Source organism: Sphingobacterium faecium (genome assembly GCF_003054045.1).
Taxonomy (GTDB): domain Bacteria; phylum Bacteroidota; class Bacteroidia; order Sphingobacteriales; family Sphingobacteriaceae; genus Sphingobacterium; species Sphingobacterium faecium.
Window position 1 is genome coordinate 114,725 of the sequence record NZ_QBKH01000005.1, and the last position, 26,685, is coordinate 141,409.

28 protein-coding genes and 1 tRNA gene are annotated in these 26,685 nt (G+C 37.9%); 19 read left to right on the plus strand and 10 right to left on the minus strand.

Annotated elements, in window-relative coordinates:
* Positions 1-3 precede the first annotated feature (3 nt).
* On the minus strand, positions 4-2,106 hold the full coding sequence (locus C8N37_RS14565) for a HEPN domain-containing protein (RefSeq protein ID WP_108159576.1): 2,103 nt from the start codon (positions 2,104-2,106) through the stop codon (positions 4-6).
* A gap of 187 nt (positions 2,107-2,293) precedes the next feature.
* Between C8N37_RS14565 and C8N37_RS14570 the strand changes: the two genes are divergently transcribed.
* From C8N37_RS14570 to C8N37_RS14595, 6 genes are all read left to right on the plus strand, one after another.
* Positions 2,294-3,223, plus strand: coding sequence for a PstS family phosphate ABC transporter substrate-binding protein (locus tag C8N37_RS14570; RefSeq protein WP_244914435.1), 930 nt, complete (start codon positions 2,294-2,296; stop codon positions 3,221-3,223).
* A 1-nt stretch (position 3,224) separates the two neighbouring features.
* Complete coding sequence (pstC, locus tag C8N37_RS14575; RefSeq protein WP_108159578.1) at positions 3,225-4,121, plus strand: phosphate ABC transporter permease subunit PstC; 897 nt, start codon at positions 3,225-3,227, stop codon at positions 4,119-4,121.
* Positions 4,114-4,968, plus strand: coding sequence for a PstA family ABC transporter permease (locus C8N37_RS14580; RefSeq protein WP_108159579.1), 855 nt, complete (start codon positions 4,114-4,116; stop codon positions 4,966-4,968). Before pstC ends, C8N37_RS14580 begins: the two co-directional genes overlap by 8 nt.
* Positions 4,923-5,732, plus strand: coding sequence for a phosphate ABC transporter ATP-binding protein (locus C8N37_RS14585; protein ID WP_108159580.1), 810 nt, complete (start codon positions 4,923-4,925; stop codon positions 5,730-5,732). The genes C8N37_RS14580 and C8N37_RS14585 overlap by 46 nt, the downstream gene beginning before the upstream one ends.
* A gap of 73 nt (positions 5,733-5,805) precedes the next feature.
* Positions 5,806-7,035 (plus strand): PQQ-dependent sugar dehydrogenase, encoded by a 1,230-nt coding sequence (locus C8N37_RS14590; protein ID WP_108159581.1) that lies wholly within the window; start codon positions 5,806-5,808, stop codon positions 7,033-7,035.
* A gap of 80 nt (positions 7,036-7,115) precedes the next feature.
* Positions 7,116-7,406, plus strand: coding sequence for a hypothetical protein (locus C8N37_RS14595; RefSeq protein WP_108159582.1), 291 nt, complete (start codon positions 7,116-7,118; stop codon positions 7,404-7,406).
* On the opposite strand, the gene C8N37_RS14600 is transcribed toward C8N37_RS14595, so the two are convergent.
* The 5 genes from C8N37_RS14600 to C8N37_RS14620 all read right to left on the minus strand — a co-directional run bounded on the left by C8N37_RS14600 (position 7,403) and on the right by C8N37_RS14620 (position 10,222).
* Positions 7,403-7,846, minus strand: a complete 444-nt coding sequence (locus C8N37_RS14600; RefSeq protein ID WP_108159583.1) for a GNAT family N-acetyltransferase — start codon at positions 7,844-7,846, stop codon at positions 7,403-7,405. The two genes, C8N37_RS14595 and C8N37_RS14600, sit on opposite strands and share 4 nt — an antisense overlap.
* Positions 7,837-8,217 (minus strand): diacylglycerol kinase family protein, encoded by a 381-nt coding sequence (locus C8N37_RS14605; RefSeq protein ID WP_108159584.1) that lies wholly within the window; start codon positions 8,215-8,217, stop codon positions 7,837-7,839. The genes C8N37_RS14600 and C8N37_RS14605 overlap by 10 nt, the downstream gene beginning before the upstream one ends.
* Positions 8,218-8,289: 72 nt before the next feature.
* Positions 8,290-9,015, minus strand: a complete 726-nt coding sequence (gene bshB1, locus C8N37_RS14610; protein ID WP_108159903.1) for a bacillithiol biosynthesis deacetylase BshB1 — start codon at positions 9,013-9,015, stop codon at positions 8,290-8,292.
* 81 nt (positions 9,016-9,096) lie between these two features.
* Positions 9,097-9,591 carry a glutathione peroxidase gene (locus C8N37_RS14615; RefSeq protein WP_108159585.1) on the minus strand — a complete coding sequence of 165 codons (495 nt, stop codon included), beginning with the start codon at positions 9,589-9,591 and terminating at the stop codon, positions 9,097-9,099.
* A 16-nt stretch (positions 9,592-9,607) separates the two neighbouring features.
* Positions 9,608-10,222: a DUF4294 domain-containing protein gene (locus tag C8N37_RS14620; protein ID WP_228115915.1), complete on the minus strand. Its 615-nt coding sequence runs from the start codon at positions 10,220-10,222 to the stop codon at positions 9,608-9,610.
* 173 nt (positions 10,223-10,395) lie between these two features.
* On the opposite strand from C8N37_RS14620, the gene C8N37_RS14625 reads away from it, so the two are divergent.
* From C8N37_RS14625 to C8N37_RS14655, 7 genes are all read left to right on the plus strand, one after another.
* Positions 10,396-12,612, plus strand: a complete 2,217-nt coding sequence (locus C8N37_RS14625; protein WP_108159587.1) for a RelA/SpoT family protein — start codon at positions 10,396-10,398, stop codon at positions 12,610-12,612.
* Positions 12,613-12,694: 82 nt separating this feature from the next.
* Positions 12,695-13,183 (plus strand): Fur family transcriptional regulator, encoded by a 489-nt coding sequence (locus C8N37_RS14630; protein ID WP_108159588.1) that lies wholly within the window; start codon positions 12,695-12,697, stop codon positions 13,181-13,183.
* 126 nt (positions 13,184-13,309) lie between these two features.
* Entirely contained in the window at positions 13,310-14,587 is a 1,278-nt protein-coding gene (locus tag C8N37_RS14635) for an adenylosuccinate synthase (protein ID WP_045754789.1), read from the plus strand.
* Between the two features lie 3 nt (positions 14,588-14,590).
* Positions 14,591-15,877 carry an anthranilate synthase component I family protein gene (locus C8N37_RS14640; protein ID WP_108159589.1) on the plus strand — a complete coding sequence of 429 codons (1,287 nt, stop codon included), beginning with the start codon at positions 14,591-14,593 and terminating at the stop codon, positions 15,875-15,877.
* Positions 15,878-15,943: 66 nt separating this feature from the next.
* On the plus strand, positions 15,944-16,600 hold the full coding sequence (locus C8N37_RS14645; protein WP_108159590.1) for a TatD family hydrolase: 657 nt from the start codon (positions 15,944-15,946) through the stop codon (positions 16,598-16,600).
* 3 nt (positions 16,601-16,603) lie between these two features.
* Positions 16,604-17,329 carry a tRNA threonylcarbamoyladenosine dehydratase gene (locus C8N37_RS14650; RefSeq protein WP_094772126.1) on the plus strand — a complete coding sequence of 242 codons (726 nt, stop codon included), beginning with the start codon at positions 16,604-16,606 and terminating at the stop codon, positions 17,327-17,329.
* Positions 17,330-17,383: 54 nt separating this feature from the next.
* A complete protein-coding gene (locus tag C8N37_RS14655) occupies positions 17,384-17,623 on the plus strand; it encodes a hypothetical protein (protein WP_108159591.1) in 240 nt (79 codons plus the stop codon).
* Positions 17,624-17,892: 269 nt separating this feature from the next.
* Here C8N37_RS14655 and C8N37_RS14660 read toward each other — a convergent pair whose 3' ends face one another.
* On the minus strand, positions 17,893-18,222 hold the full coding sequence (locus C8N37_RS14660; RefSeq protein WP_108159592.1) for a hypothetical protein: 330 nt from the start codon (positions 18,220-18,222) through the stop codon (positions 17,893-17,895).
* A 175-nt stretch (positions 18,223-18,397) separates the two neighbouring features.
* Here C8N37_RS14660 and C8N37_RS14665 point away from each other — a divergent pair, with 175 nt between their 5' ends.
* The 6 genes from C8N37_RS14665 (at position 18,398) to C8N37_RS14685 (ending at position 23,995) form a co-directional block, all read left to right on the plus strand.
* Entirely contained in the window at positions 18,398-21,304 is a 2,907-nt protein-coding gene (locus tag C8N37_RS14665; protein ID WP_108159593.1) for a heavy metal translocating P-type ATPase, read from the plus strand.
* 117 nt (positions 21,305-21,421) lie between these two features.
* Positions 21,422-21,592, plus strand: coding sequence for a hypothetical protein (locus tag C8N37_RS22825; protein WP_170114533.1), 171 nt, complete (start codon positions 21,422-21,424; stop codon positions 21,590-21,592).
* Positions 21,593-21,802: 210 nt separating this feature from the next.
* Positions 21,803-22,045 carry a hypothetical protein gene (locus C8N37_RS22830; RefSeq protein ID WP_147051546.1) on the plus strand — a complete coding sequence of 81 codons (243 nt, stop codon included), beginning with the start codon at positions 21,803-21,805 and terminating at the stop codon, positions 22,043-22,045.
* A 116-nt stretch (positions 22,046-22,161) separates the two neighbouring features.
* Positions 22,162-22,452, plus strand: a complete 291-nt coding sequence (locus C8N37_RS14675) for a DUF1049 domain-containing protein (protein ID WP_108159595.1) — start codon at positions 22,162-22,164, stop codon at positions 22,450-22,452.
* A 139-nt stretch (positions 22,453-22,591) separates the two neighbouring features.
* Positions 22,592-22,664, plus strand: a tRNA-Lys gene (locus C8N37_RS14680).
* Positions 22,665-23,437: 773 nt separating this feature from the next.
* Positions 23,438-23,995: an AAA family ATPase gene (locus C8N37_RS14685; protein ID WP_108159596.1), complete on the plus strand. Its 558-nt coding sequence runs from the start codon at positions 23,438-23,440 to the stop codon at positions 23,993-23,995.
* Between the two features lie 63 nt (positions 23,996-24,058).
* On the opposite strand, the gene C8N37_RS14690 is transcribed toward C8N37_RS14685, so the two are convergent.
* From C8N37_RS14690 to C8N37_RS14700, 3 genes are all read right to left on the minus strand, one after another.
* Positions 24,059-24,742, minus strand: coding sequence for an MBL fold metallo-hydrolase (locus tag C8N37_RS14690; RefSeq protein WP_108159597.1), 684 nt, complete (start codon positions 24,740-24,742; stop codon positions 24,059-24,061).
* Between the two features lie 54 nt (positions 24,743-24,796).
* Positions 24,797-25,408, minus strand: coding sequence for a Crp/Fnr family transcriptional regulator (locus C8N37_RS14695; protein WP_211322267.1), 612 nt, complete (start codon positions 25,406-25,408; stop codon positions 24,797-24,799).
* A gap of 583 nt (positions 25,409-25,991) precedes the next feature.
* A complete protein-coding gene (locus C8N37_RS14700; protein ID WP_244914436.1) occupies positions 25,992-26,585 on the minus strand; it encodes a DNA alkylation repair protein in 594 nt (197 codons plus the stop codon).
* Positions 26,586-26,685: the final 100 nt, after the last annotated feature.

Here is a 26,685-nt window from a genome sequence, read left to right on the forward strand (position 1 = left end):
TCATTAATTCACTACCACACCATTTCTATACGCATACACAGCATCAAAGAAAGTATTCAAACTTGCCAGATAATTTTCAGCAAATTCTGGTGTCGGTTCATTTTTATTGATTTGCAATACTAGTTCAGGAAATGTGGTATCCAAGGTAAATAATTGTTGTTCCACAAACTGTGTTTGAAATTCCTGAATCACCGCATGCTGTGAACTCACATTTACCCCTTTGTCCAATAATAATGCTTTGGCACATCCGATAAAGGTACTGTAAGCATGATATATCGAATCCGCATATTTCTTCTCTTCAAAAGCCGACACTGCCCATGCTCTCTTTTCCTCCGCTTCATAGATTAATGTCGCTACTAGATCAATCATCACACCAGCACATTCACCTACGCCAATTGCTGTTTCAAAAGTCTCTTGATGTCCCCAGTCGATGTATTCATCATCCGACAATGTCGTCAAGTCAGCCAATGGCTTCAATAACGTATAAAAATAATTTTTTGTCTGACGATCATAATAAGCATGGAAGTTTTCACCTTCCTGAACATTCTTTTTATAATCCGATAAGACCAAATCTACCACATGCAACACTCTTTTTGTTGGCACTTTTATGATTCTTTCAGCCACACGACCTACACCATCACCAACAGTACCACCACCGATCATGACCTGTGCAGCAGGAACAACTTTTCCATTCGCTTTCACAGAGCTACCATGAAATCCCAAATGAGCTAAACCATGTTGACCACAAGAATTCATACAACCCGATATTTTTATCTTAAGTTCCCTATTGTACACAAAATCGGCATAAAAATCACGGATGTACGTTTCGATTACGCGCGCCATCTCTGTACTATTGGAAATCCCTAGATTACAAGTATCCGTTCCTGGACAAGTCGTCACGTCGGATGTGCTCTCAAATCCAGGTGAAGCCAACTCCAACTTTTTCAATAATTGATAGATATGAGGTAAAGACTGCTCTGTAGCATACTTCAGCAATAAACCTTGATTTTGTGTAAAACGAATCTCATCGGCAACTAAACCCGCCAATCCTGCGACCAGCACTCGTGCTTTTTCAGTAGGAAGATCACCCGTCGATATTTTTGCAAATACGCCATAATAACCTTTTTGCTTTTGTTCAAATGTATTTGTCGACTTCCAGATCAGGTAATCAGCATCTCCATCCAACGCTACAAGTTCAATTGCACTTGTATCTGGAGGAGTAGGTTGACTGATGGTATTTCGATCAATTTGAAATGATTTAACAGCATTTGCAACACGCTCTTCCGCAATAAGTCGCAACACTTCATCAATACCCAATTTTTGGATCAAATATTTAAAGCGTGCTTTATTTCTATTATTACGCTCACCATAGCGGTCAAATACACGTAAAGAAGACTCAACAAACGGAATCAACTGATCTTCATGTAAAAATTCATGTACCAAGTGTGCTAGAAAAGGTTGAGAACCCAATCCGCCACCTAACAGAACTTTAAAACCACGTTCTTCTTTACCATCAATAAGTTGTATTTTAGGGATGAAGCCCAGATCATGGATATAGGAAAATGCGGTATCATCTTCCGAAGACGAAAATGACATTTTAAATTTACGCCCCATTTCCGCACAGATCGGGTTTCTTAAACAAAATTCAAAAACAGCCTGTGCGTAAGGAGAAACATCAAAAGGTTCTTTTGGATCTATACCAGCTGTAGGCGATGCTGTTACATTTCGCACCGTGTTGCCACACGCTTCACGTAAGGTGATATCGTCCTCAGCCAATTTAGCCCATAATTCTGGTGTACGATCTAGACTAACAAAATGAATCTGGATATCCTGTCTTGTCGTGATATGCAAATTACGAATAGCATATTCATCAGACACATCCGATATTTTGATGACTTGTTTGAAAGTTGCTTTTCCAAAAGGCAATTTAATACGCACCATTTGCACTCCGGGCTGACGTTGTCCGTAAACCCCTCTTGCTAGGCGCAATGAACGAAATTTTTCATCCGTAATTTTTCCCTCTTGGAAAAGTCTAATTTTCTTTTCTAAATCAATAATCTCTTGCTCAACCACAGGGTTTTCAAGCTCTGTACGGAAACTTTGCATATGCTGAAATTGTATTTATTTGGTCTGTATTCTCTTCTATTGGTTCAAAAGTAGAAAAAAAAACTATATAATCTATAAAATCTATTAAATTAATATATATTTGTCAAAAATAATATTGTAGACCAATCCTATAGATATACATAAAATGATCAAAAACAACTGTAATATACTTATAATAAGCTTATTGTTGTTACTTAATAATAATGCATGCGCTCCTAAAATAGAGAATGGATACACTAAAGAAAGAGGTTTCGAAGGAAATATTTCTTTATCCGGAGCATTTGCGCTCTATCCCTTAGTCGTTTTATGGAGTGAAGAATTTAAAAAGGAACATCCGCTTGTACGCTTCAATATCTCTGCTGGAGGAGCAGGAAAAGGAATTGCCGATGCACTGACCGGAATGGTTGATATTGGATTGATTTCACGCGACCTTCACCCCGAAGAAGTGAAAAATGGCGCTTACCCCATCCATGTTGCAAAAGATGCCGTTATCTGTACCATCAATGCAAATAACCCAAACTATCGTTTACTTAAGGAACGCGGATTGACCAATGCGGAGCTGAAAAATATTTTTGTTAATCATCAGTATAAAACGTGGAATGAAATTGATCCAAGATTTACAAAAGATCCAGTGACCGTATATACAAGAGCAGATGCCGCAGGAGCAGCTGAGACATGGGCCAATTTTTTTAAAAGCAAACAAGAGGACTTAAAAGGGATCGGCATCTTTGGTGACCCTGGAATTGCACAAGCGATCAAAGATGATAAAAATGCAATCGGTTTCAATAATATCAATTATGTCTATGACTTAAAAACAAAAAAAGTAATGGATCAGATTGATGTGTTACCCATTGACCTCAATGCCGATGGTCGAATCAGCGAACAGGAAAGTTTTTATAATACGATTGATGAACTGACAGATGCCGTGAGCAATAATCAATATCCAAGCCCACCGTCCAGAGACCTGTCTTTTATAACAAAAGGCAAGCCTGACAATTTACTGCTTAAAGAATTCATCTCTTTCGTCTTAAAGAAAAAATCGCAAAGTTATTTACTTGAAAATGGCTATGTACCGTTAACAGAATCATTTATGGAAGAAGAACTGAAAAAGCTATAATATGTTGAGAACAAGATTAATAAAAAACGCTATTGCAAAACAGTCAAGTTTTGTTTTGCTACTTATTTCACTTTCGGTTGTGATCATTATTGGTATTGGTTTGACTTTTAAATCGATCCCCTTATTTGAATCATTTAATATTTGGGATCTCCTCACCAATCATGTTTGGGCACCCATGAAAGGAAGTTTTGGTTTTCTCCCCTTCATTATGGGCACCCTTAGTGTCACGCTGGTGGCGCTATTGATCTCCTGCCCACTTTGTATCTTAAGTTCGATCTATTTGACCGAGTATGCTTCCAATGCATTAAAAAATATGGTGTTGCCACTGATCAATGTCTTAGCAGCCATTCCACCCGTATTGTACGGTGTGTGGGGCGTACTGTTTATTGTGCCAGCGATACAATCCTACATAGCTCCCTTATTTGGTGTCTCTACCTCAGGATATACGATTTTAGCCGGTGGCATTGTATTATCGGTTATGATCTTCCCGATTATGATTAGTATCATGGTCGAAGTACTCAAAACAATACCTGCAGAACTCAAAGCCGCTTCCCTATCCTTAGGAGCGACCAAATGGGAAACTGCGCAAAAGGTTATACTGCGCAAAGCAAAGCCCGGTATCATTGCCGCGATTGTTCTTGCCATATCCCGAGCATTTGGGGAAACGATAGCGGTGCTGATGGTCTGTGGCAATGTTTCTAAGATACCGACATCCATCTTTGATGCAGGATATCCCATTCCAGCATTAATTGCAAATAATTTTGGAGAGATGATGTCCATTCCTTTATACGATTCGGCACTCATGTTTTCCGCTTTACTCCTGTTTGTGATTATTTTCGGATTCAACTTAATTTCGCGTATTATACTAAATAGATTGGAGGGTAAACACAATGGATAATCTGAAAACAAGACTTTTTAAAGAAAAGGTAGCGAAGGGTTTCATGCAATTATCAGGCATGTTGGTCACAGGTTCACTTTTCTTTATCATCGGCACCATTCTCTATAAGGGTTTACCATATTTATCTTGGGAAATGATCACCCAATTGCCCAAAGGAGGATTTTATATGGGTAAAGAAGGGGGTATATTAAATGCTATCCTAGGTTCACTCTATCTCGCTGGAGTCGCAACCGTATTGGCCACTATTATTGGTGTTCCGATTGCTTTATTTCTAAATATATACATCAAAACCTCCTCCAAATTAGCACAATATTCAAAATTGATGTTTGACATCCTATATGGCATCCCTTCCATTGTTTACGGTGCTGTAGGATTTACGATCATGGTCTATTTTGGCATCCGTGCATCCTTATTAGGCGGTATCATCACCATTACATTACTGACTATACCGATAGTCGTCCGCACAGTTGATGAACTGATCCGAACGGTTCCCAATGATCTCAAACATGTGACATTATCATTAGGTGCGACAAACTGGGAAGTGGCTAAAGTCTTTATTTTACATATTAAACCAGGTATTTTTACCGCCATCTTATTGGCATTCGGACGTGCTATCGGCGATGTGGCTGGAGTCTTGTTAACCACAGGATTCAGTGACAATTTACCTCGATATATCGACGAACCTGCAGCAACGCTACCCTTGGCTATTTTTTTCCAATTAAGCAGTCCCATCCCCGAAGTCCAAGGTAGAGCCTACGCATCTGCACTTATATTAACTTTTATCATTCTAATTATTGTTATATGCACGCACATCCTATCATCGAAACAGAACAAACACAAGTTGTAAGCCCTGCTATCCAACCGCATATTCAAATACAAGATCTGAATATTCATATCGATGGGCATCATATTTTAAAAAATATCAATTTATCACTGCCCAATAATAGTATTACTTCGATTATTGGTCCATCAGGATGTGGGAAAACAACATTATTAAAAACACTGAACCGCTTGATCGATGATACCAAAGGTGTTCAAGTATCCGGTTCAGTCTTCGTCAATGGTGAAGACATCTATGCGCCCAATGCCGAAGTGACACATATCCGCAAAAAAATGGGACTTCTTTCTCAAAAGCCTTTTCCGCTTCCGATGTCGATCTATGACAATATCGCTTATGGGCCACGTATTCATGGTACACGCAATAAAAAGGAATTGAATGCTATTGTGGAAACACAATTGAAGAATGTTGGTCTTTGGGAAGAAGTAAAAGACCGATTGGATCAATCCGCCACTAGGCTTTCTATAGGTCAGCAGCAACGCTTATGTCTTGCTCGTGGTCTAGCTGTAAAACCAGAGATTATATTAGGTGATGAGTCCACCTCTGCACTAGACCCAATCTCCACACAGACCATTGAAAATCTGCTCGTTGAACTTAAAAAAGATTATACCATCGTACTGGTCACCCATATCCTGAGACAAGCACGCCGTGTATCGGATTATATTATTTTTGTTTATGGTGGCGAGATCCTCGAGTTTGGAAAAACGGAAGAAGTGCTCTTAAATCCAAAACATGAAATCACTCGGCAATATGTAAAAGGCTTTATTTCATGATAAAGAGCTGACATGCGTATTTTTTAATAAATTATTTATATTTTTATATGATATGAAACAATTCAACTTGTCTATGAAAAGTAAATTAGCCACCGTACTGATTAGTTCTTTTGCCCTGTACTCCTGTTCAAACGGTACTACCGGTGCAGAAACCAATACAGTAGATAGCATCTATCCAGCTGTTGAAAAGAATGAAGCCAATACCAAGTATAAACCTGCTTTTGTGGGTCAAACACGTATAAATGGGGTAAAAACCAATACCGCATTTGAAGGAGTCGTGTTGAACACAACACTAAAATCTCCTTGGGGTATTGCTGCTTTGCCTGATGGACGTTTACTCATCACAGAAAAAGAAGGTACATTTAGAATTGCAACTACCGACGGGAAAGTCTCTGAACCCATAACAGGATTACCAAAAGTGGATGCTGCTGGTCAGGGTGGTTTGCTAGGATTGACAATCGATCCAAACTTTGAAACCAACCGTATGGTCTATTTTGTTTTCTCCGAACCCAGTGCTGAAGGGAATCTCACGGCCGTAGGCAAAGGAAAGTTATCTGCTGATGATAAGACTGTTGAAAATGTAGCTGTTATATATCGTGCCACACCGAAATATAAGGGCAATTTACATTATGGAGGTCGGATCCTATTTGACAAGTCTGGCAATTTGATCATTACTACTGGCGAACGCTCTGATTTAGCGACTCGACCACAAGCGCAAGATCTGAAATCAGGATTGGGTAAAATCATCAGAATCACGACAGACGGAGCACCAGCATCAGGCAATCCATTTACAGGACAAGCAGATGCTAGACCCGAAATCTATAGTTACGGACACCGCAATCCACAAGGTCTGGCAATTCATCCTGAAACAGGCGATCTGTGGGAAACTGAATTTGGTCCCCGTGGAGGTGACGAACTGAACCGTATTGAAGCCGGTAAAAATTATGGCTGGCCGACCATTACTTATGGTTTAGAATACAGTGGCGAAAAAGTAGGCGACGCTATACAACAAAAAGAAGGATTAGAACAGCCCGTATACTACTGGGATCCTGTGTTATCACCAAGTGGAATAACATTTTACACTGGAGATCGTATTCCAGAATGGAAAAACAACTTATTTATAGGTGGTTTAAGCAGTACACATATTGCTCGCTTAGTCATTAAAGACAATAAAGTTGTTGGTGAAGAAAGATTGTTAGCCAAAGAAGGACAGCGTTTTAGAGATATCACACAAGGAAAAGATGGTGCATTATATGCAATCACCGATTTAGGACGTCTTTATAAAATCGACAAAAAGAACTAAATATTTTCGAAATAAACACAAAAAGGTAGCCCAATAGGTTACCTTTTTTTAGATATATGTATTAACAACAAAAGGATAATATGATCAAACATGTTGTTATTCGGATTTTAGCATTAATCATATTGCTATTTATAGCTATCCCTATTGCGATGGCACAACTCGATCCTCGTCGCCGTTGTGGTACAGGAGATATTGGTGTTATTTTATTTTTTATGGGTATATTTTATCTGATTTGGATGATCTACCTACTTGCAGAATCTTTTTTCTTATATCGAAAGCATGAAATTGCAAAATTCAAGTTCAATGTTATCGCTGCTTTGATCCTTCCTATCTTTATATTGGTATCTATTGTTTTTAATCTGATGGACTAAGAACTCAATTCCATGCTATAAAGATCAAAATCTTTCGCCCAATAGTCCTTTACGATCTGGTTTAAAACAAAACCATTTCTTTGATAAAATAAATACGTCAACTGAGACGTGCGTACCGTTATCCGATCGATATCTGGCATGCTTTTTAAAATTGCAATGCGGTGTTCCAATAATTTTCGTCCATGGCCTTTACCCTGTTCAGCAGGACGAACAATATCCCAACTGATCACCCCCCTTCTTTCCTCCAATTCCAGGTTGATACCACCACATGCCACTATCTGACCATCTGCTTCCAAAACAAAGTATTGCTCAATCTCAAAATCCAAGTAATACTTCAAGTCCTCTTGCTCATCTTGAGCAAAATAAGTTGGAATATTTTCTTGCATGACACTCAATACGATCTCCCGATCTTTTAACTCGTAAGCTCTAATTAAAACCATAACATCATTATTTTAGGGATAAAAATGATCAGCGCTATTATAGCAGAAACAAAAGCAGCGGTCAATACGGCTGCAGCTGCTAGATCTTTTGCTTTTTTAACATATTCATTTTTCTCTTGACACACCAAATCTGCTAAATTTTCAATCGCCGAATTGATGATTTCCAAAGCAAAAACAGCACCAATACACAGTAAAACAATCATCCATTCTACTTTAGAAATATCGAAATAAAATCCAGCGATCACCGTCACTACAGTTGCAACAAGATGTATACGCGCATTATGCTCGTCGATCAGTAAGATTTTAAACCCGTTGAAAGCATAAGTAAAACTTTTTATTCGATCTTGTAGCGAGAATTTTTGATTTTTCATGTAAAAATGCTGTAAAAGCAAAAGCCGTTTCCTAATATGATAAAGAAACGGCTTTTATTTGATTATTTTAAATTAAATCAGATGAAATATATCATCTACACCTAATATTTTTTTCGCCGTAAATCCTTCAGCATATTTCACCTGTATCGAGCGTCCAAACTCCCGAGCCCGAGCTGCGGTAGATTCCATAAAATCGGGATTAGAAATATAAGTCTGAGGTTCATCCGAATCATGTTCTTCACCGGTATAAAACTGTGTCTTATACGCCAAAATCGATTTTTCCTTAATATCATAAAAATCAGTAATATCTATGACGATATCCGGTTTGATATAATAATCCTGTATCATCTGCAATACCAATCGAGGACGATGAGCTTCCTGCAAAACACCATCATAGGAGGTTTCTATCTTTCGTAATCCCGATAAAAAGCAAGCTTCAGAAACCATATGTCCCGATCTTCCATGATCTGGATGGCGATCTGTAATTGCATTAGTAATGATGATTTCAGGTTGATATTGCCGGATAGCACGAATCACAGCTAATTTATCCTCCTCACTATTATTAAAAAAGCCATCACGCAGTGCTAAATTATCTCTAACAGTCAATCCTAAGATTGCTGCCGCATCATTCGCTTCACGATCTCTGGTTTCAGCAGTACCACGAGTACCCAGTTCGCCCCTAGTTAAGTCTACAATTCCTACTTTTTTACCCGCTGCTACATATTTTGCTATCGTTCCTCCAGCGCCCAATTCCGCGTCATCCGGATGCACAGCAATTACTAATAAATCAAGTTTTATCATGGGAGTTTATTTTAAATGTTTAACCAACTAAATGTAGGCAAAAGTACTAAACATTTTGTTGTTTCTACTCTTTTGATCTTACTCTTCCGATAGTAATTGTTCGACACGTTTTTTCACTTTAGAAGCGTTCGGTGAAGTCGTTGGATAAAAGTAGTCAACCACTTCTCCTTTTTTATTGATGAGGTATTTATGAAAATTCCATAGCGGTTTACTTTCTATACGTCCATTTTCATCCTTATGGGCTAAATATCTATATAGAGGCGATGTGTATTCTCCACATACATGCGATCGTTTAAAGATTGGAAAACTGACTTGTTGGTTGATTCTACAAAAAGTTTCTAACGTATAGCCGGTCAATGGTTCCTGTTTTCCAAAGTTATTCGATGGAAAAGCCAAGATTTCAAACCCCTCATTTTTATAAGTTTGGTAAAGTTTTTCTAAAGATTTAAATTGTCGGGTAAATACACATTGACTCGCCGTATTGACGATTAACAACACTTTTCCTTTGTAATCAGCTAATGATTTTTCTTGACCATTGAACTGTAAGGCTCCAAAATCATAAACTGTCTTCATAAATTATTCCTTTCTATTAAAAATAGCGCGGATCCCGTCTTGTTTTTTGAAATTCTCTGATGATATTTTCAATTTCAAAATCCTCTCTAGGATCGTAGGTATTTTTGAGATTATGTCCAAATATTTTAGCTACCCCCTGATATAAAAATGCAGTCAGTCCGCCCTTCATCTGTTTAACCATTTCATAACTGGAGTGGCCAGTCTGTCTATCAATGAGTTTAATTAAAATTTTCCCTTGTGTAATACTCATGTTTTTAATTTCTTTATTAAACATGGCTTTCACTTCATTTTCACAATTTTCAATTAATTTCTTTTGTTGCTTTTTGTCGGTCTCCAAAGCCAGCTCGCGATCCAATTGATCGTATCTTTTTTGAGCGAATATGGCATAAGGTAATACTCTTAGTACATTTCTTCTTAATCTCAAATACTCTTTTTTAGCATCTTCCGAAGTCCATATCCGCGGTTTGGATATTTTGACCTCAGGAATTAAAAACCAAGGCAATCGCTCACCAGTTTCTAGAGTGGTCATGTTGTACTCTTCCAGAACTTCCTGCTCCCCCTCCCCGTAAAGAGGTACTGTCAGTGCTTGAGCCATCCCCAAAATTGGAATGGAGAAAAGCAAAAAAAGCATCCAGCGTAAGTTTATTTTGATCATTACAATTTAAAAATTGTCTTTTTTTGTCAATAGTATTAAAAAATTATTACATTTAATAAAAATAAATTTGGTTTACTACTTATTCCATTAAATTAACATTAACTAATTTAAGAAATGTATTTTTAAAATCATAATGCAACTGCAAGTTTATGAAAGATTATGTGATTGATATAGAAGCAGAAAATAAAGAAATACGTAAAAGATACAGAGCATTACTACGCGCATGTAAACCAACGATGCAACGAGGCGACAAGCAGATGATCAGAAAAGCTTTTGATCTTGCTCTGGATAGCCACAAAGAAATGCGTCGAAAATCTGGCGAGCCTTATATTTTCCATCCAATTGCTGTAGCTCAAATAGCTGCAGAAGAAATTGGCTTAGGGACTACCTCGATTGTATGTGCCTTATTACACGATGTGGTTGAAGATACCAACATTACCCTTGATGAAATCGAGCAAATGTTTGGTAAAAAAGTACGTCGTATTATTGATGGACTGACAAAAATTTCAGGAATTTTTGACCCCAATAGTTCTATGCAAGCGGAAAATTTCCGTAAGATGCTGTTGACATTGGCCGATGATGTTCGAGTCATTTTGATCAAACTCGCCGATCGCCTGCACAACATGCGGACCATGGAATTTATGGCTCGCGACAAGCAGCTTAAAATCGCTTCCGAGACCAGCTACTTATATGCGCCACTCGCCCATCGCTTAGGCTTATATGCCATTAAGTCCGAGCTCGAAGATCTCTCCATGAAGTTTACCGATCCAGATACCTATAAGTTTATCGCGCGCAAGCTCAATGAAAAAAAGGCGGAAAGGGAAAAATTCATTGCAGACTTTATTGAGCCTGTACAAGAAATACTAAAAGAACAAGGAATCTCGGCACAGATTTTTGGCAGACCCAAATCTATCCATTCGATTTGGAGCAAAATGCGTAAAAAATCAATTCCTTTTGAAGAGGTTTATGATTTATTTGCCATTCGAATTGTGATCGATACAGATGATGAACGAGAAAAAACGGAATGTTGGAAAGTATATTCTATTGTCACGGATCTCTATCGTCCAAATCCAGATCGTTTGCGCGATTGGGTTTCTTCTCCAAAAGGAAATGGCTATGAATCCTTGCATACAACCGTTATGGGTCCACGAGGACAATGGGTTGAAGTACAAATCAGAACCAGTCGCATGAATGAAATTGCGGAAAAAGGTTTTGCAGCACACTGGAAATACAAAGAATCAAATTCAGATAGCGGATTGGATCAATGGATCAAAAAAATTAGAGATGTCTTAAGCAATCCGGAGCAAAATGCCTTGGATTTTGTCGATGACTTCAAGATGAATCTATTTTCGGATGAAATCTTTATTTTTACCCCAAAAGGAGCTTTAATTCAGCTTCCGCATGAGGCGACAGCATTAGATTTTGCATTTGAGATCCATTCCGATATCGGAGCAACCTGTATCGGAGCCAAAGTCAACCATAAATTAGTACCGCTGAGCCATGTGCTGCAAAATGGTGATCAAGTCGAGATCATCACCTCAAGCAAACAGACTCCAAAAGAAGACTGGTTGAATTTTGTCGTTACTGCCAAAGCAAAATCAAAGATCCGCTCTTCACTGAAAGAAGAAAGACGTCGTGTAGCCGAAGATGGAAAAGAAATTTTAGAACGCAAGCTGAAAACATTAAAAATCACGTACAATACGGACAATATTAATAAGATTGCTAATTTTCTAAAATTCTCCAGTTCCCAAGATCTGTTTTATAATGTTGCCAAAGGGTTGGTCGATATGAAACAGTTACGCGAGTTTGTGGCACATGAAAAAAATAATGACGCTACCTTAAGTACACAAAACACGCAATTCAATAACCATATTGGTGGATTAGTCGAGAAATTTAACAAAAAAGATCAAGACACCCTATTAATTGGTGATGACTTACAGCAGATCGATTATACACTAGCCCCTTGTTGCAATCCCATACCAGGAGACGATGTATTCGGATTTTTAACGGTCAATGATGGCATCAAAATACACCGTACAAGTTGTCCAAATGCGTCTAAACTGATGGCAAATTATGGTTATCGGATTATGAAAGCCAGATGGACCTCAAAAAATGATGTATCCTTCTTAACCGGATTGCGTATTGTAGGTATAGATGATGTGGGTTTGGTCAATAAACTGACCACCGTGATTTCACAAGAGTTCAACGTCAACATTCGTTCACTCAGTATCACCAGTAATGAAGGGATATTTGAGGGCAACATTATGGTCTTTGTCAATGATATTGCACAATTGGAAAGTCTCATGAAAACACTTAAACAAGTACAGGGCATTACAACTGTTTCGCGTTATGAATCTGAAAGTTAACATCAGTTTAATATCACATTTTTTTTATCTTACGATAATTGAATCAAAATTGGTAAATTTGTAAAGAATCTTATTGATTAATATGAACGCAGCTGAAAATTACGCAACAGTAAAAAAGATCTTTGAAGCTTACTTAGAAAATAAAAACCTAAGAAAAACTCCAGAGCGATATGCTATTTTAGAAGAAATTTATTCCCGCACGGACCACTTTGATGTCGAGTCATTGTATATCCACATGAAGAATAAAAAATATCGAGTTAGCCGTGCTACTGTTTACAACACATTAGAATTATTAGTTTCCTGTGATTTGGTCACAAAACATCAATTTGGCCGTAATATGGCACAATTTGAAAAATCTTATGGATTTAAACAACACGATCACGTTATCTGTATCGAGTGCAATAAAGTAGTTGAGTTTTGCGACCCCCGTATTAACCAGATTCAAAGCCTCATGGGTGACCTATTGAAATTTGATATTAAACATCACTCCCTAAATCTTTACGGTGTTTGCAATGAGTGTCAGCAAAGTATTGCTGCTGCAAAAGCTAAAAAAGAGGTTATTTCAAATTAATCTGAGGATTGGTAAAATATAATAGTACATTTGTTCAGAAAATGATTTGCTCATTTTTCTGAACATTTTGTTTTTAGATAATTCAAAAAATTAACATAAATTCTTAATCACAATACTTTAAAAGCTATGCAAGTTGATGTGCTTTTGGGCTTACAATGGGGAGACGAAGGTAAAGGTAAAATCGTTGATGTATTTTGTCCACAATACGATTTAATTGCTCGTTTCCAAGGCGGCCCTAACGCCGGACACACATTGGAGTTTGATAACAAAAAATTCGTTTTAAACACGATACCTTCAGGTATCTTCAATGAAGGAATTCTTAACCTAATCGGAAATGGTGTTGTTATCGACCCGATTATTTTAAAGAGAGAACTAGACAATTTGAAAACTGCTGGATTTGATCCAGTGGGAAAAGGAAATTTAGTGTTAGCTCGCAAAGCGCATTTAATTCTTCCTACACACCAATTATTAGATGCTGCTTCAGAATCTAAAATGGGTGAAGGCAAAATTGGTTCGACATTAAAAGGTATCGGTCCTACCTATATGGATAAAACAGGTCGTAATGGCCTACGTGTGGGTGATACTACATTAGCAGATTTCAAAGAACGTTATGAAAAATTGAGAGAAAAACACCTTTCTATTTTAGCACATTACGGTGAAATCCCTGATTTTTCTGAAAAAGAAGAGGCTTTCTTAGCAGCGATCGAATTCATTAAAACAATTCCTCATGTTGATTCTGAGCATTTAGTAAATCAATACTTAAAGGATGGCAAAAAAGTATTAGCTGAAGGCGCTCAAGGTACCTTGTTAGATGTAGATTTTGGATCATATCCATTTGTAACATCGTCCAATACAACGACAGCAGGTGCATGTACAGGTCTAGGTATCGCTCCAAATAAAATTGGTGCCGTATATGGTATCTTCAAAGCTTATGCAACACGTGTAGGTGGAGGTCCATTCCCAACAGAACTACATGATGAAGTAGGTGAAAATTTACGTCAATTAGGACATGAATTTGGTGCCACTACAGGTCGCGCTCGTCGTACAGGTTGGATTGATATTCCTGCATTAAAATATGCTATCATGTTAAACGGTGTGACCGAATTGATCATGATGAAAGCTGATGTATTGGATACATTCGAAAAAATCCAAGTGTGTACACACTACAGACATGAAGGCAAAGTAATCGATTATATGCCATACGAAATCATCACAAACGAGGCTGAGCCTATTTTAGAAGAAATCGATGGATGGAATCAAGATTTAACAGGAATTACGCAAGAAAGCGAAATCCCAACAGCATTGCAAAACTACATTACGTATCTAGAGAAAGCATTAGAAGTGCCTATCACGTTCTTATCAGTAGGACCAGATCGTAAACAAACATTAAAATTGACTAAATAGTTAATGCGGGTCGAAGACAATTTTGTTATAGATTCAAAGCATAATTTTCATCAAAAAGCGCTGCAATGGGCAGCGCAATTTGATGAAGTAGCCTACCTCCATTCTAACGAACATATGGATCAATGGAGTGCATTTGACTGTTTAATTGCTGTTCAAGCGACTGCACAGTATACCTCTACCGACCAACACAGCCTCCGTGAGGTTCAACAATTCATTTCAGATCATCCCCATACTTATATACCAGGTTTTCTTTCTTACGACCTGAAAAATGAAATTGAGGAACTCCAAACCCATCACGTCGATCGATTGGAATTTCCATTGGCCTATTTCTTCATCCCAGCTATTACGATCAAAATCATCGAAAATACAGTATGGATCATCGCCGAAAAGCCTGATGAAATCTTTCGAGCGATTCTAGCTCTGGAATTAAAAAATGAAGTGGTCGGTTTTGATGGTCAGGTACAGACCAGATGGACGAAGGAAGAATACCTTGCAGCATTTCACACCATGCAAGATCATATTCAACGAGGTGATATATATGAAGTCAATCTCTGTCAGGAATTTTATGCCGAGCATGTACAGCTCAATCCTTTGGCAGCATTTGAAAAATTAAATCGGATCTCCCCCACACCTTTTGCTGCTTTTTTTAAGTTTCAGGACAAATACATCCTTTCCGCTTCACCAGAAAGGTTTCTTGCAAAACGCAACAGACAATTGATCTCGCAGCCCATAAAAGGAACAGCAAAGCGCGGATTTACAGATGAAGAAGATCAGCAGATCATACAGGAAATGTTGAACTCGAAAAAAGAAATTGCCGAAAATGTGATGATCGTCGATTTGGTTCGAAATGATTTAACAAGAAGTGCGGTACCAAAATCGGTCAAAGCAGACCATCTATTTGAAATCCACACATTCAAACTGGTCCATCAGATGATTTCAACAATCACCTGTGAGATCAGCCCCGATGTATCAGATATCGAAGTCATTAAAAATACTTTTCCAGCAGGCTCCATGACCGGAGCACCTAAAATAGCAGCAATGCAGATCTGCGATCAAGTCGAAGCAAATCGACGTTCACTATATGCAGGGTCTATCGGTTATTTTGACCCAAATGGTAATTTTGATTTCAATGTCGTCATTAGGACTATTTTATATAATGCCCAAAACAAGTATTTATCCTTTCAAACCGGTGGTGCCATTACTATTCAGGCCAATGCAGAGGATGAATATCAGGAATGCTTATTAAAAGCAAATGGCATGTTGAAAGTACTTGAGACCCATATCCAATAAATATCTACACCTTTAGTAGATAAAATTATCAATCCTCATTTATTTTTCTCAAATTTGCGCCTGATTATGGCACAGCTTTATATTGACATTCATACCCATCAGCATCACTCGCCAGAGGCAGATCTCTTTGGTGTGTATAACAATATGCTTAACAGTGATCAAGATCTTTGGTTGTTCCAACCAGTCACCGCAGGATTACATCCTTGGCATATCGCAGAAGAAGATCCAGGTAAAGGTATATCGCTCCTAGAAGAATTACTCCAAGATAAGGAGATTGTGGCTGTCGGAGAATGCGGATTAGACAAGGCAATTTCTATCCCTTTGGCCATACAGCAATCCATATTTCAGCAGCAGATTAGATTAGCAAAAGCCTATCGTACACCATTGATTATTCATTGCGTTCGTGCGTTTGAAGAAGTACAATATGCCTTAAAAGCAGAACAATTTACAGGCAAGAGTATCTTTCACGGATTCAACAAAAACAAAACAATTGCTGATCAATTGCTCAAAAAAGGATTTTATCTTTCTTTTGGAGCTTCCATATTGACTGGTAAGCACGATGAAACACTCGCATCTGCACCCCTAGATCAGCTGTTTTTAGAAACAGACGATGTACAGCTAGATATCAGGACATTGTATGCCTATATGGCACAATTAAAAAAAATATCTTTAGAAGAACTAAAGAATACCGTATTTAATAACTATCAACTTGTATTTGGATAAAATATGAAAGACTTATCATGGCTATCACGCACAGAGGCATTAGTGGGACGTGAAGCTTTAGAAAAATTGGCAAATTCTCACGTCATGGTTTTAGGACTGGGTGGTGTAGGTTCATTTGCAGCAGAATTTATCTGTCGTGGCGGAGTTGGCAAAATGACCATCATTGATGGTGATACGGTTGATCCATCCAATAGAAATAGACAATTGCCTGCACTGGCAACAAATCATGGTATGTCCAAAGCGCAGATCATGCGAGATCGCTTGTTGGCTATCAATCCAGAATTGGATTTAACTATTATCGAGGATTTTGTTCTTCCAGAAAAAATTTCAGATCTCTTGGATCTCAAGCCAGATTATGCCGTAGAAGCTATCGATAGCATTACGCCAAAATTGTTTTTCATCCGTCAGGCCTTAGAAAGAAAAGTTCGCTTTGTTAGTTCAATGGGTGCCGGTGGTAAAATGGATCCTACTAAAATAGAAATTGCAGATATCGGAGAAACGTATAATTGTAAACTTGCCCACCACATTCGTAAAAAATTATATAAGCACGGCATACGAAGTGGCTTCAAGGCGGTATTTTCAACAGAATTGCCAGATAAAGCATCCTTATTATACACCGATGGAAGCAATTATAAGAAATCGGCTTATGGCACCATGTCTTATCTTCCAGCTGCCTTTGGAGGCGCTATTGCATCAGTAGCTCTAAGAGATCTAATCGCTAAAAATTAATGATATTCTCGTCAATATGTGCTCATATATTGACGAGAATATGTAGTTTTGACTATGGAAAAACTTTTAAAGTTAATTGAAAAGAATAAACTTGCTAATCAGCCAGTTGATGAGTTTTCAATGGTGATCGATGATAAACAGATTGTTCATGGGGCAATTTTTGTCATTAAAATTGAGAAAAAAACCTTCAAACTTTTCATTCCTGAACCCCACTATAAGGCAGTCATTGATGGCGATACCAAGCCCTTGATCAAAAACATATTAAAGCATCCTGAAGTTATGCTATTTGCATAAAATATTATTAGGCAATGCATTATAAATAGTATATAAACTTTTTGTATTATACTGTTTATATCTCCTTTCCGTATCAAAAGTCACTGCCTAACGTTAAGATCCATTGCTGAACATATCTTTTGATTTAAGGCGCTTTTTAAGCTATTTAGAGATTAAGGATATAAAAACCATTCCAGTTTATTAGAAACTCCTCATGTGCATAAGCGTAGTCTTTGATTAACCATCTTTATTAAATCTAAAATAGAATCTGTTATGCTTCCTAGTTGATGCTACTCGATCAAGTTAAAGATCAACAGTAGAGATGCTAGAAATAGTACAAATAGACCCGTTAAAAAGATCATATCCGCGATGTTCTCCAGTCTTTTAACTTCCCTTAAATCACCTCTTTTCATCGCAATAAAAGAGATAATGCAACTTGCCATAAATATAAATATCGCAAGGGCTGCACATTCGTCAATTAAGCTCCCTTCTGTCAATTTCATCTTTTTTATTGTCGTTAAGACTAAAAAACAAATTCCAAGTAAATTGGCTGACGTATTTAAAATATGAGAAGTACGCCCTGTACTCTCCCGTTTTCCTTGATTATGATTTGAATTCATTGGAGATTTTCAATTACAAACAAAGTTACCTATTCTTTGTTCTTTTTATAAATTGTTCATCGTCCTTTTATATACGCTTATTTCCCTGCTAAAATCTTATAATTTAAACCTCAAATGTTACAGTTTAAATTTTATCTAAACAGGGATATTTGTTTAAGTTAATTTAAAGCAGATTATGAATCAAAAATATCAAATATCAGGCATGACTTGCAATGGATGTCGTAACCATGTATCGGATAAACTCAATCAGATACATGGGATCAAGGCGATCGTTACTTTAGACCCTGCTGAAGTCATCATTGATAGCGAACACGCTATTGACATCAAAGCACTTAATCATAAGCTATCCGAGATTGGTCATTATCAAATCCATGAAACAGCGATTGAAAATAACGAAGATCAGCAAATAGAACATTCGAAAGAATATCAAACGACAGCCAAAGCAGTTTCACCTTCTGGCAAGTATATCTGTCCCATGTATTGCGAAGGACATGATCATACATACGATGCACCTGGCTCCTGTCCAGTATGTGGTATGTTCCTAGTTCCCGTTGAGTCATTGATAGATCAGGGCTCAAATCAGACTGAAGCACCAAAAGCTTCCTGTTGTTCGTCAAAAAAAAATGAAAATCAGGTTCATGCACTATCTGCAGCAGCATCTGGCAAGTTTATCTGTCCCATGTATTGCGAAGGACATGAGCACACATACGATGCACCTGGCTCCTGTCCAGTATGTGGTATGTTCCTCGTTCCCGTTGAGTCGTTAAAAGATCAGGTAGACAAGCATCCTCAAGCCTCTTGTTGTTCAACACATGAAAAAGTAGCTAAACCTAAGGTTACAGCGCATTCAGCTGGTAAATATTATTGCCCCATGATGTGTGAAGGTGACAAATTATATGATAAGCCCGGATCATGTCCTGTATGTGGGATGAATTTAGAGAAGATACCTGAAAAGAAAGCAGCTGTCACTTACAGCTGTCCGATGCATCCAGAAGTCGAAAGCGACAAACCCGGTTCATGTCCCATCTGCGGTATGGATTTAGTCGCCAACGCTGCTACAGAAGAAGTAGATCACACTTATGAAGATTTAAGGAAAAAACTTTGGATTGCCATCTTGTTTACCGTACCCTTATTTATTCTGTCGATGGGTGAAATGATCCCTGGCAATCCGATTGGTCAAGTTATTACAGCAAAGATGTCAGGTTGGGTCCAGCTGTTTTTAACTATTCCCGTCGTCTTTTATGCGGCATGGATGTTCTTTGAACGCGCTTGGACATCATTCAGAACTTGGAATTTAAATATGTTCAGTTTAATCGGTCTAGGAGCAGGAGCCGGTTTTTTATACAGTGTCGTTGCCCTATGTTTTCCCTCGATATTTCCAGATGAACTTCTTGGACATCATGGACAGGTTGCCTTATATTTTGAATCGGTAGCTGTTATCTTGACTTTAGTCCTCTTAGGTCAATTGATGGAAGCAAAAGCACATTCAAAAACAAATTCAGCCATCAAAGAACTGATTAAATTATCCCCTGCCGAAGCAAATTTGGTCGAAAATGGTGTGGAGAAGAAAATTTCAGTAGCCGACATCCAGTTGAATCAACTATTACGCGTTAAACCAGGAGAGAAAATCCCGGTTGATGGAGCGATCACATCAGGTTATAGTGCCATTGACGAGTCCATGTTAACAGGAGAACCGGTTCCAGTAGACAAAAAGGAAGGTGACTATGTGAGTGCAGGAACGATTAACGGCAATCAGTCATTCTTGATGAAAGCCAACCGCGTGGGTGACGATACCTTATTGGCACAGATTATTGAGATGGTCAACAGTGCAAGCCGCAGTAAAGCACCCATTCAAAAGTTGACCGATCGAGTCGCCCGCATTTTTGTACCAGTTGTTATCGTAATAGCTATTTTAACATTTGCAGCTTGGATGATTTATGGTGTCGAATCCAAACTTGCTTTCGCATTGGCCAATGCATTAGCCGTGCTAATCGTTGCATGTCCTTGTGCATTAGGTCTGGCAACACCCATGTCGGTCATGGTTGGTATTGGGAAAGGTGCTAAAAATGGTATTCTTATCAAAAATGCTGAAGCTTTGGAAAAATTAGATAAAGTCAATGTCTTGGTTACGGACAAAACAGGAACCATAACTGAAGGAAGACCAAGTCTAGAACATGTATTCAGCACATCGAGCTACACCGCCGATGAATTGTTGATACGAGCAGCTTCTATCAATGCCAATAGTTCCCATCCCTTAGCTGAAGCTGTCGTTAAGAAAGCTAAAGAGGCAAAATTAATTCTGCAGGAAACCGATCGTTTTGACACCATCAATGGTAAAGGTGTGATCGGTTATCTTCAGAATGAAAAAGTGCTGTTGGGAAATGAATCGTTATTAACAGATGATGGGATTACGATCACCGATCCAGTCAAAGAACAAGTTGCCGTAGAACAGGAAAAAGGTCGTACAGTCTCCTATTTAGCACAGGGTACCACATTGTTGGGGTATTTAGTGATCGCTGATAAAATCAAAGATACGGCAAAACAAGCCATCCATTATTTGATGGATCATGGTGTAGATGTAATGATGTTGACCGGTGATAATGCGAAAACAGCCAAAGCTGTAGCCGATGAGCTGGGTATTAAGCACTTTAAAGCTCAAGCATTGCCAGAGGATAAATTGATGGAGATCAAAAAATTACAGCAAGAAAATAAGGTCGTGGCGATGACTGGTGACGGGATCAATGATGCGCCCGCTTTGGCACAATCCGATATCGGTATTGCCATGGGTACGGGAACGGATGTAGCCATCGAAAGCGCTGAAGTGACCTTGTTAAAAGGCGATTTGCTAGGTGTGGTAAAAGCAAAAATACTGAGCCACAAATTGGTGAGCAATATCAAACAAAATTTACTTTTCGCCTTTTTGTACAATGTTTTAGGCATTCCTATTGCAGCAGGTATCCTATACCCTACTTTTGGTATATTGTTATCGCCAATGCTCGCTGCAGCAGCTATGAGTTTAAGTTCAGTATCCGTAATTTTAAACTCATTGCGACTGAATACGGTCAATATCGATGCGAAGTAATGCTTCAGATATACCTATATCGATCCAAACATTTAAAAATAGCCTCTTTTTAAGAGGCTATTTTTCTCAATTCAATAATTATGTACGAAGAGAATAAGATTAATTATAACCATATATTTGAAGCAGCAATTGCAGAAACAAAAACAGTTGATCGATCAGCACTTCCAAAGCTTAAAACAAAGAGTCCTTGTCAATCGTCGAGCAATTACACAAGAGGAATTATTGGAACAATACAGTTTCGGTTCAATTGCTGCAAAAAACTTTGATGATACCAAATATGGAAACTAGTTGATGTTTTTGTTTGGTTTATCCTATCACTATGAGCATTTCCCAGAAAATTAGAGATCGATCTCCTTCATTGTTTGAGATTAATTGGTTACTTTCAACGAAGTATGGGCGCTGCGATAAGAATTCATCCAGTTTCATATTGAGACGTTATTTCACATAAATCAATGATGGTAAACAATGAAAATATGGCATTACTTCTTAGGGACCCTGTTGATCTTCGGCTTACTGAGCTGGCTTTCCTATCATGATGGAATGGCTTATGATGGTTTAACTACAATAGGATTTCCGCTTACGTATTACAAGGAAGGCGTTGGACAAAGTTTAGATACTGGACAAATGGAAGGCTTTAGCCATTATTCATTGCTCGCTGTAGCGGCAAATCTAATCTGCTCCTTTCTGACCTACTTCGCTTCACGTTACGTGTTCAACATGTGGAAAGATAGAACATCATGAAAAATCAATAAAGTTAAATTTTAGCGGCATAAATGATCACTCTGTAATAGCTTTCTTACTCAAGTATATAAAGTATCGCCTACAATGATTATTTTTGACAAAAAATAAAGCGCAAAATGAATTTCAAAACCATTATACTTTTAATCTTAGTCGTGATCATAACGATTTTTTTTATGCAGAATACTGCTCCTGTGGAGTTTTGGTTTTTTGGCAAGCATGTTTTTGCGTTGTCATCAATTATAGCCATCACCCTATTTATTGGAATCATCATAGGTGGCATTCTGTTACGGCCAAAGAAAAGAAAGACAGAAGTTATTCAAGTCAATCCCACAACGACAATGGATATGGAGGAAATATCGAGTTCAAAATCAACATTGAGCAATGAAGATCGCGATTATATTTCCTAATTTAAAAAAATTAATTCCCTATAAATGAAAGGACAAGAAGGTCCTTTGTAATTAAATAGTCGTTTTATTTGCACTGTATAGTAGTTTTTTCTACCTTTGCATCACTCCAAACAACGAAGGAAACTTCAAAAAAGAGTAGGATTCCGTAGCTCAGCTGGTAGAGCAATACACTTTTAATGTATGGGTCCTGGGTTCGAATCCCAGCGGGATCACAAGAAAGCTTCACAGAAATGTGAGGCTTTTTTTGTACCCAGTGGGATGAGAACATAAGCGTTGGGATGGGTTCGACCTTTTTCATTGCGGACATGCGTTTGGGGTATGTGGGTCGCAATAAATCCCAGCGGGATCACAAGAAACAATATCAATTAAAACTAAAACCTTGTAAATGGTAGCAGGGTTATTACTTTTGCGGGTTTTACCAAAATATGCACGAAATCGCATATAAAATGTTTGTCATTCTGTGCGTCGATCTTTATAAGTCAAATTCCCTAATTCGCATCAACATATTGATGTTCAGACAGTTTGTCAAATGAACATTTTATTTGACTGTAAAGCTATTTTTGTTTAACCTCAATGTTATCATTATGAAAACTAATTTTAGCGTTCTTTTCTTTTTGTTTATTATTGACAGGGAAATTAATGAATTGGCCTTTAGAGGCAAAAATTTGACTCTTATTTCTTGCTATAAATTGTTATATTTATAACATAATATTTGCAACTGAAGTATTAAAACAAGGTACCTTATTCCGGGAGTCGAATATTAAAAGCCTCGAGTATTGTAAAAACTTTGATTTTAACACTAGGTGCAAATTCCAGCGCATTTCGTTGTTTATTAAAATGTCTTTTGCTAAGCAGACTCAAAGGGCTGTCGTACTTATTAAGGAAGTTTTGGTAATAAAACCCAATATCGCTAATCTGCAAACCGACAGCTGAACCTAGCAATCACTACCTAGTTAGGATCAACTATATCAAACATTATACAAAAATGATTTTAAGAAAGAATAACTGTTACGTAATTACAGGGGGACCAGGTGTTGGCAAGACAACTCTTGTAAATGAATTGGCAAAAAATGATTATAAAGTTTTGCATGAAAATGCCAGAGAAATAATAAAAAAAGAATTAGATAATAACGGAGACGGACTTCCTTGGAAAAACAAAGAACGTTATACGAATTTAATGTTAGATGCTGCAGTGATAAGTTATAGCTCTGTATCACAGCATGATCCTCAGCCTTATTTTTTTGACCGCGGGATTTTAGACACAATTTGCTATGCTAATATGATAGGACTTGAAATCTCAGCTGAAATGAACAGTATTGGGAAAAATTCACTTTACAATAAAAAAATTTTTATTCTTCCACCTTGGGAAGAAATTTATCATCCAGATAGTGAACGAAAACAAACTTGGGAAGAGGCTGTACAGACCTTTACAATAATGAAGGAAACTTACTTAAATTACGGTTACGAAATTATCGAAGTCCCAAAAGATACAGTTGAAAACAGAGTAATCTTTTTACTGAACACCATAAATAGTATCCGTTAAAAACGTTTCAGGAGCAAAGCTGTAGATATTTTAAAGTAGGCTAAAATTGCTTTAGACTTCACTTTAAATAACCGCGCTGCATTTAGCCACAAATTGCTCAAACTTTCGATCTGTATTTCGCATGATCGGTCCATGACCGAAGCAGATTATAGCAGGGTTTAGTTTTGCTAACTTCTGGAGCGATTTTATATTGAGCAGCTGATCGGAGGTGAATATATTTGGAGGAAGGCGCAGACCAGTCGCTGTGGTAAGCAGATTCATATTTGTCGCAACATCCCCGATTATCAGTACACCATCCCGCTCACGGAAAAAAGAAATATGACCTGCCGAATGTCCAGGCGTCTCTATTACCCGAAAGTTTCCGATCCTATCGTTTTCAACAATTGTCTGTCCTACTTTATGCCCCTGACCTGCCCAGTACTTTTGTTGAAGCTTTGCTATCCAATGTTGTGGAGTTGGATAGTCGTTGGTTACCATACCCGTTTCGGTCCTAAAAACTTCACTGGGATGACAGAGTAAGGGTATCGCGAACTCAGCGCATATCTGATCGCTACAGCCTTGGTGATCTGCATGCGCATGCGTTAGTATATGTTGATAAACGGGAGTTTTCTGGAGAGCTTTCTTTACAGTAGTATACGAACTCCGTATTCCGGAGTCTACCAATACACCTTCGATAATATAGCAGTTGATACTGTTTCGTGGCATCAGTGAAATCTGGAAAACTTCGGGAGCAATTTGATGTAGCATTGTTTTTTTGTGCAAATCTACATCGCTGATCAGGACTGCATAAGGACATTTGTCCTATAATACATTGGGTCTATGTATTTGTCCTTTCGCTCGTGTCAGTGATCGCTGCGTGATGCCTAGGTACGATGCCAGATCCTGCGTCGCTATGCGCTGCAAGAGCATCGGTTCACTAGACAGGACATGACGGTATTTATCCACAGCCGCCCTATTATTGTAATTCAGCAGATAACGTTCCTTTTGGTTATACTCCTGCTCCATCACCGATTTTATAACCCCGTTCCAGGCGGTCACCTGACCAAGCAGAAGCTGGTAGTGCGGGTAGTTTATCCTATAGATTATGCTATCTTCTATAGTCCTGATACTCCTCCTGGATTTTTCCTGCGCCACAAACTCCGGAAATGAGGTCACAAATTCATTTTCAAACTTGAAGCAAGTTATATTTTCCTTCCCTTCTTTGTCGATCGCATATGCTTTTACAGCGCCACTAGCGATAAATCCAATATGACGGCAGGATTCATCCTCACGAATAAAAAAATCACCCTTTTTTAAGTGGATTGGTTTGAAGAACTGCACAGAAAAGTTGATTTCCTCAGCCGATAGTCCTCCTGTTGAGGACAGGTAATTTTCAAATATGTCAGTCATTTCCCAGTCTTTTTGTTCTATCATTTTCTTTTTAACCGTCTATGGATACACATCAAATCTAACAATTATTGTACATTCAAAAAAAGCGGTAGATGCAGCTTTTTTTTTCACTTTATTTACACCTTCCCAGGCATGAACTTTCCAATTGCTGATTGTTACTCTATTTCACAAATTCTTGTCTGTATATCCATTATAGAAATCTATCGCTCTGATTGACGTATTCTTTAATTGGTGAACGCTTTTCCCATCCTTCGTCAATATCGTTAACGTTGTCGTGGATTGTATCTCCAATACCGCTAAATAGTATAGTCTTCGTGTTAATATGGCTCTGAAAACTATGTTCAAAATCTTCCAATAGCTTTCAGTATTTGAATCATTCAACTTAAGAATAAAGTATTAAAATTCACCAAAATATTCGTAAAATCCATTTAAGATTAGTTTTTTTTTAAAAAAGACATTGGGGATTCGAAATAAGGATCGGCCAGGTTTGATCCAATAGAGACTCACGATCGTGTGCGGGAATTTTGGGACTGAGCCAACTTTCTTGCTCAGGGTAGAGTTTGGGGTGGCGGAGCTCAGTAAATACCAGCGGAATCAAAAGAATCACTTAATGCCTTTTTTTTACATACGCATACGTGTAAGCAATATTGCTATTTTTTAAATTCCAATTCGAAATCTCTTTTTCAATTAATTCCTGATGTTTTTTACTGATATCCCTTAAAGAGTTACCGACGGATTTACGCAGATATTCGCTATCGCTTGCTTTATGCTGAGCAATCAATCCTATTGCTATCTGAGGATGTTCTTTAAAGTAAGCGCGGCTTGTCCAAATCCTCAAGCCTTCGGTTACAGCTCTACAAATATTTGGATTTTGATCGCTCAGCCATTCTTTAATTTCAGGGAGCGACTTTTCGTAACCATGATCTGCACAGAACTGATCGAAGGCTTTTGCAACAATCTCCTGAACCTGCCAGCTGTCGTCCAGCTGTGCACATGCTTTCAATACTAAAATCACTGATTTATCTTTAGACGATATAAAGCCCAAGATAAAAATTGCACAACAACGTAGCTGGTAAAACTTGCTCTTTAAAAGATCTAAGGCGATTTCTTTAGACTCAGCGATGGAGTGTGTGTTTACTATTTTTTTTGCCTCTTCTTCGAATGGCTTAAAACCATGTTCAATTTTTAGTAGTTCTTCCATATAGGGCTCCATATTCAATTCATTTTATAAGAGTAAATTACAAATTTTGTATATGTCTTTTTAATAGCGCGATTCTTGCCTTTATAGTTTATTGTTAAAC

Bases quoted from the DNA above. Each gene is read 5' to 3' on its own strand.
- C8N37_RS14595 (WP_108159582.1), top strand. From the start codon at position 7,116: ATGATCAAACATGTTGTTATTCGGATTTTAGCATTAATCATATTGCTA.
- C8N37_RS14585 (WP_108159580.1), top strand. From the start codon at position 4,923: ATGCACGCACATCCTATCATCGAAACAGAACAAACACAAGTTGTAAGC.
- C8N37_RS14655 (WP_108159591.1), top strand. From the start codon at position 17,384: ATGGAAAAACTTTTAAAGTTAATTGAAAAGAATAAACTTGCTAATCAG.
- C8N37_RS14650 (WP_094772126.1), top strand. From the start codon at position 16,604: ATGAAAGACTTATCATGGCTATCACGCACAGAGGCATTAGTGGGACGT.
- C8N37_RS14590 (WP_108159581.1), top strand. From the start codon at position 5,806: ATGAAAAGTAAATTAGCCACCGTACTGATTAGTTCTTTTGCCCTGTAC.
- C8N37_RS14690 (WP_108159597.1), bottom strand. From the start codon at position 24,742: ATGCTACATCAAATTGCTCCCGAAGTTTTCCAGATTTCACTGATGCCA.
- C8N37_RS14630 (WP_108159588.1), top strand. From the start codon at position 12,695: ATGAACGCAGCTGAAAATTACGCAACAGTAAAAAAGATCTTTGAAGCT.
- C8N37_RS14675 (WP_108159595.1), top strand. From the start codon at position 22,162: ATGAATTTCAAAACCATTATACTTTTAATCTTAGTCGTGATCATAACG.
- C8N37_RS14645 (WP_108159590.1), top strand. From the start codon at position 15,944: ATGGCACAGCTTTATATTGACATTCATACCCATCAGCATCACTCGCCA.
- C8N37_RS14580 (WP_108159579.1), top strand. From the start codon at position 4,114: ATGGATAATCTGAAAACAAGACTTTTTAAAGAAAAGGTAGCGAAGGGT.
- C8N37_RS14605 (WP_108159584.1), bottom strand. From the start codon at position 8,217: ATGAAAAATCAAAAATTCTCGCTACAAGATCGAATAAAAAGTTTTACT.
- C8N37_RS14620 (WP_228115915.1), bottom strand. From the start codon at position 10,222: ATGCTTTTTTTGCTTTTCTCCATTCCAATTTTGGGGATGGCTCAAGCA.
- C8N37_RS14565 (WP_108159576.1), bottom strand. From the start codon at position 2,106: ATGCAAAGTTTCCGTACAGAGCTTGAAAACCCTGTGGTTGAGCAAGAG.
- C8N37_RS14660 (WP_108159592.1), bottom strand. From the start codon at position 18,222: ATGAATTCAAATCATAATCAAGGAAAACGGGAGAGTACAGGGCGTACT.
- C8N37_RS14695 (WP_211322267.1), bottom strand. From the start codon at position 25,408: ATGATAGAACAAAAAGACTGGGAAATGACTGACATATTTGAAAATTAC.
- C8N37_RS14640 (WP_108159589.1), top strand. From the start codon at position 14,591: ATGCGGGTCGAAGACAATTTTGTTATAGATTCAAAGCATAATTTTCAT.
- C8N37_RS14600 (WP_108159583.1), bottom strand. From the start codon at position 7,846: ATGGTTTTAATTAGAGCTTACGAGTTAAAAGATCGGGAGATCGTATTG.
- C8N37_RS14685 (WP_108159596.1), top strand. From the start codon at position 23,438: ATGATTTTAAGAAAGAATAACTGTTACGTAATTACAGGGGGACCAGGT.
- C8N37_RS14625 (WP_108159587.1), top strand. From the start codon at position 10,396: ATGAAAGATTATGTGATTGATATAGAAGCAGAAAATAAAGAAATACGT.
- C8N37_RS14615 (WP_108159585.1), bottom strand. From the start codon at position 9,591: ATGAAGACAGTTTATGATTTTGGAGCCTTACAGTTCAATGGTCAAGAA.
- C8N37_RS14700 (WP_244914436.1), bottom strand. From the start codon at position 26,585: ATGGAAGAACTACTAAAAATTGAACATGGTTTTAAGCCATTCGAAGAA.
- C8N37_RS14635 (WP_045754789.1), top strand. From the start codon at position 13,310: ATGCAAGTTGATGTGCTTTTGGGCTTACAATGGGGAGACGAAGGTAAA.
- pstC (WP_108159578.1), top strand. From the start codon at position 3,225: ATGTTGAGAACAAGATTAATAAAAAACGCTATTGCAAAACAGTCAAGT.
- C8N37_RS14665 (WP_108159593.1), top strand. From the start codon at position 18,398: ATGAATCAAAAATATCAAATATCAGGCATGACTTGCAATGGATGTCGT.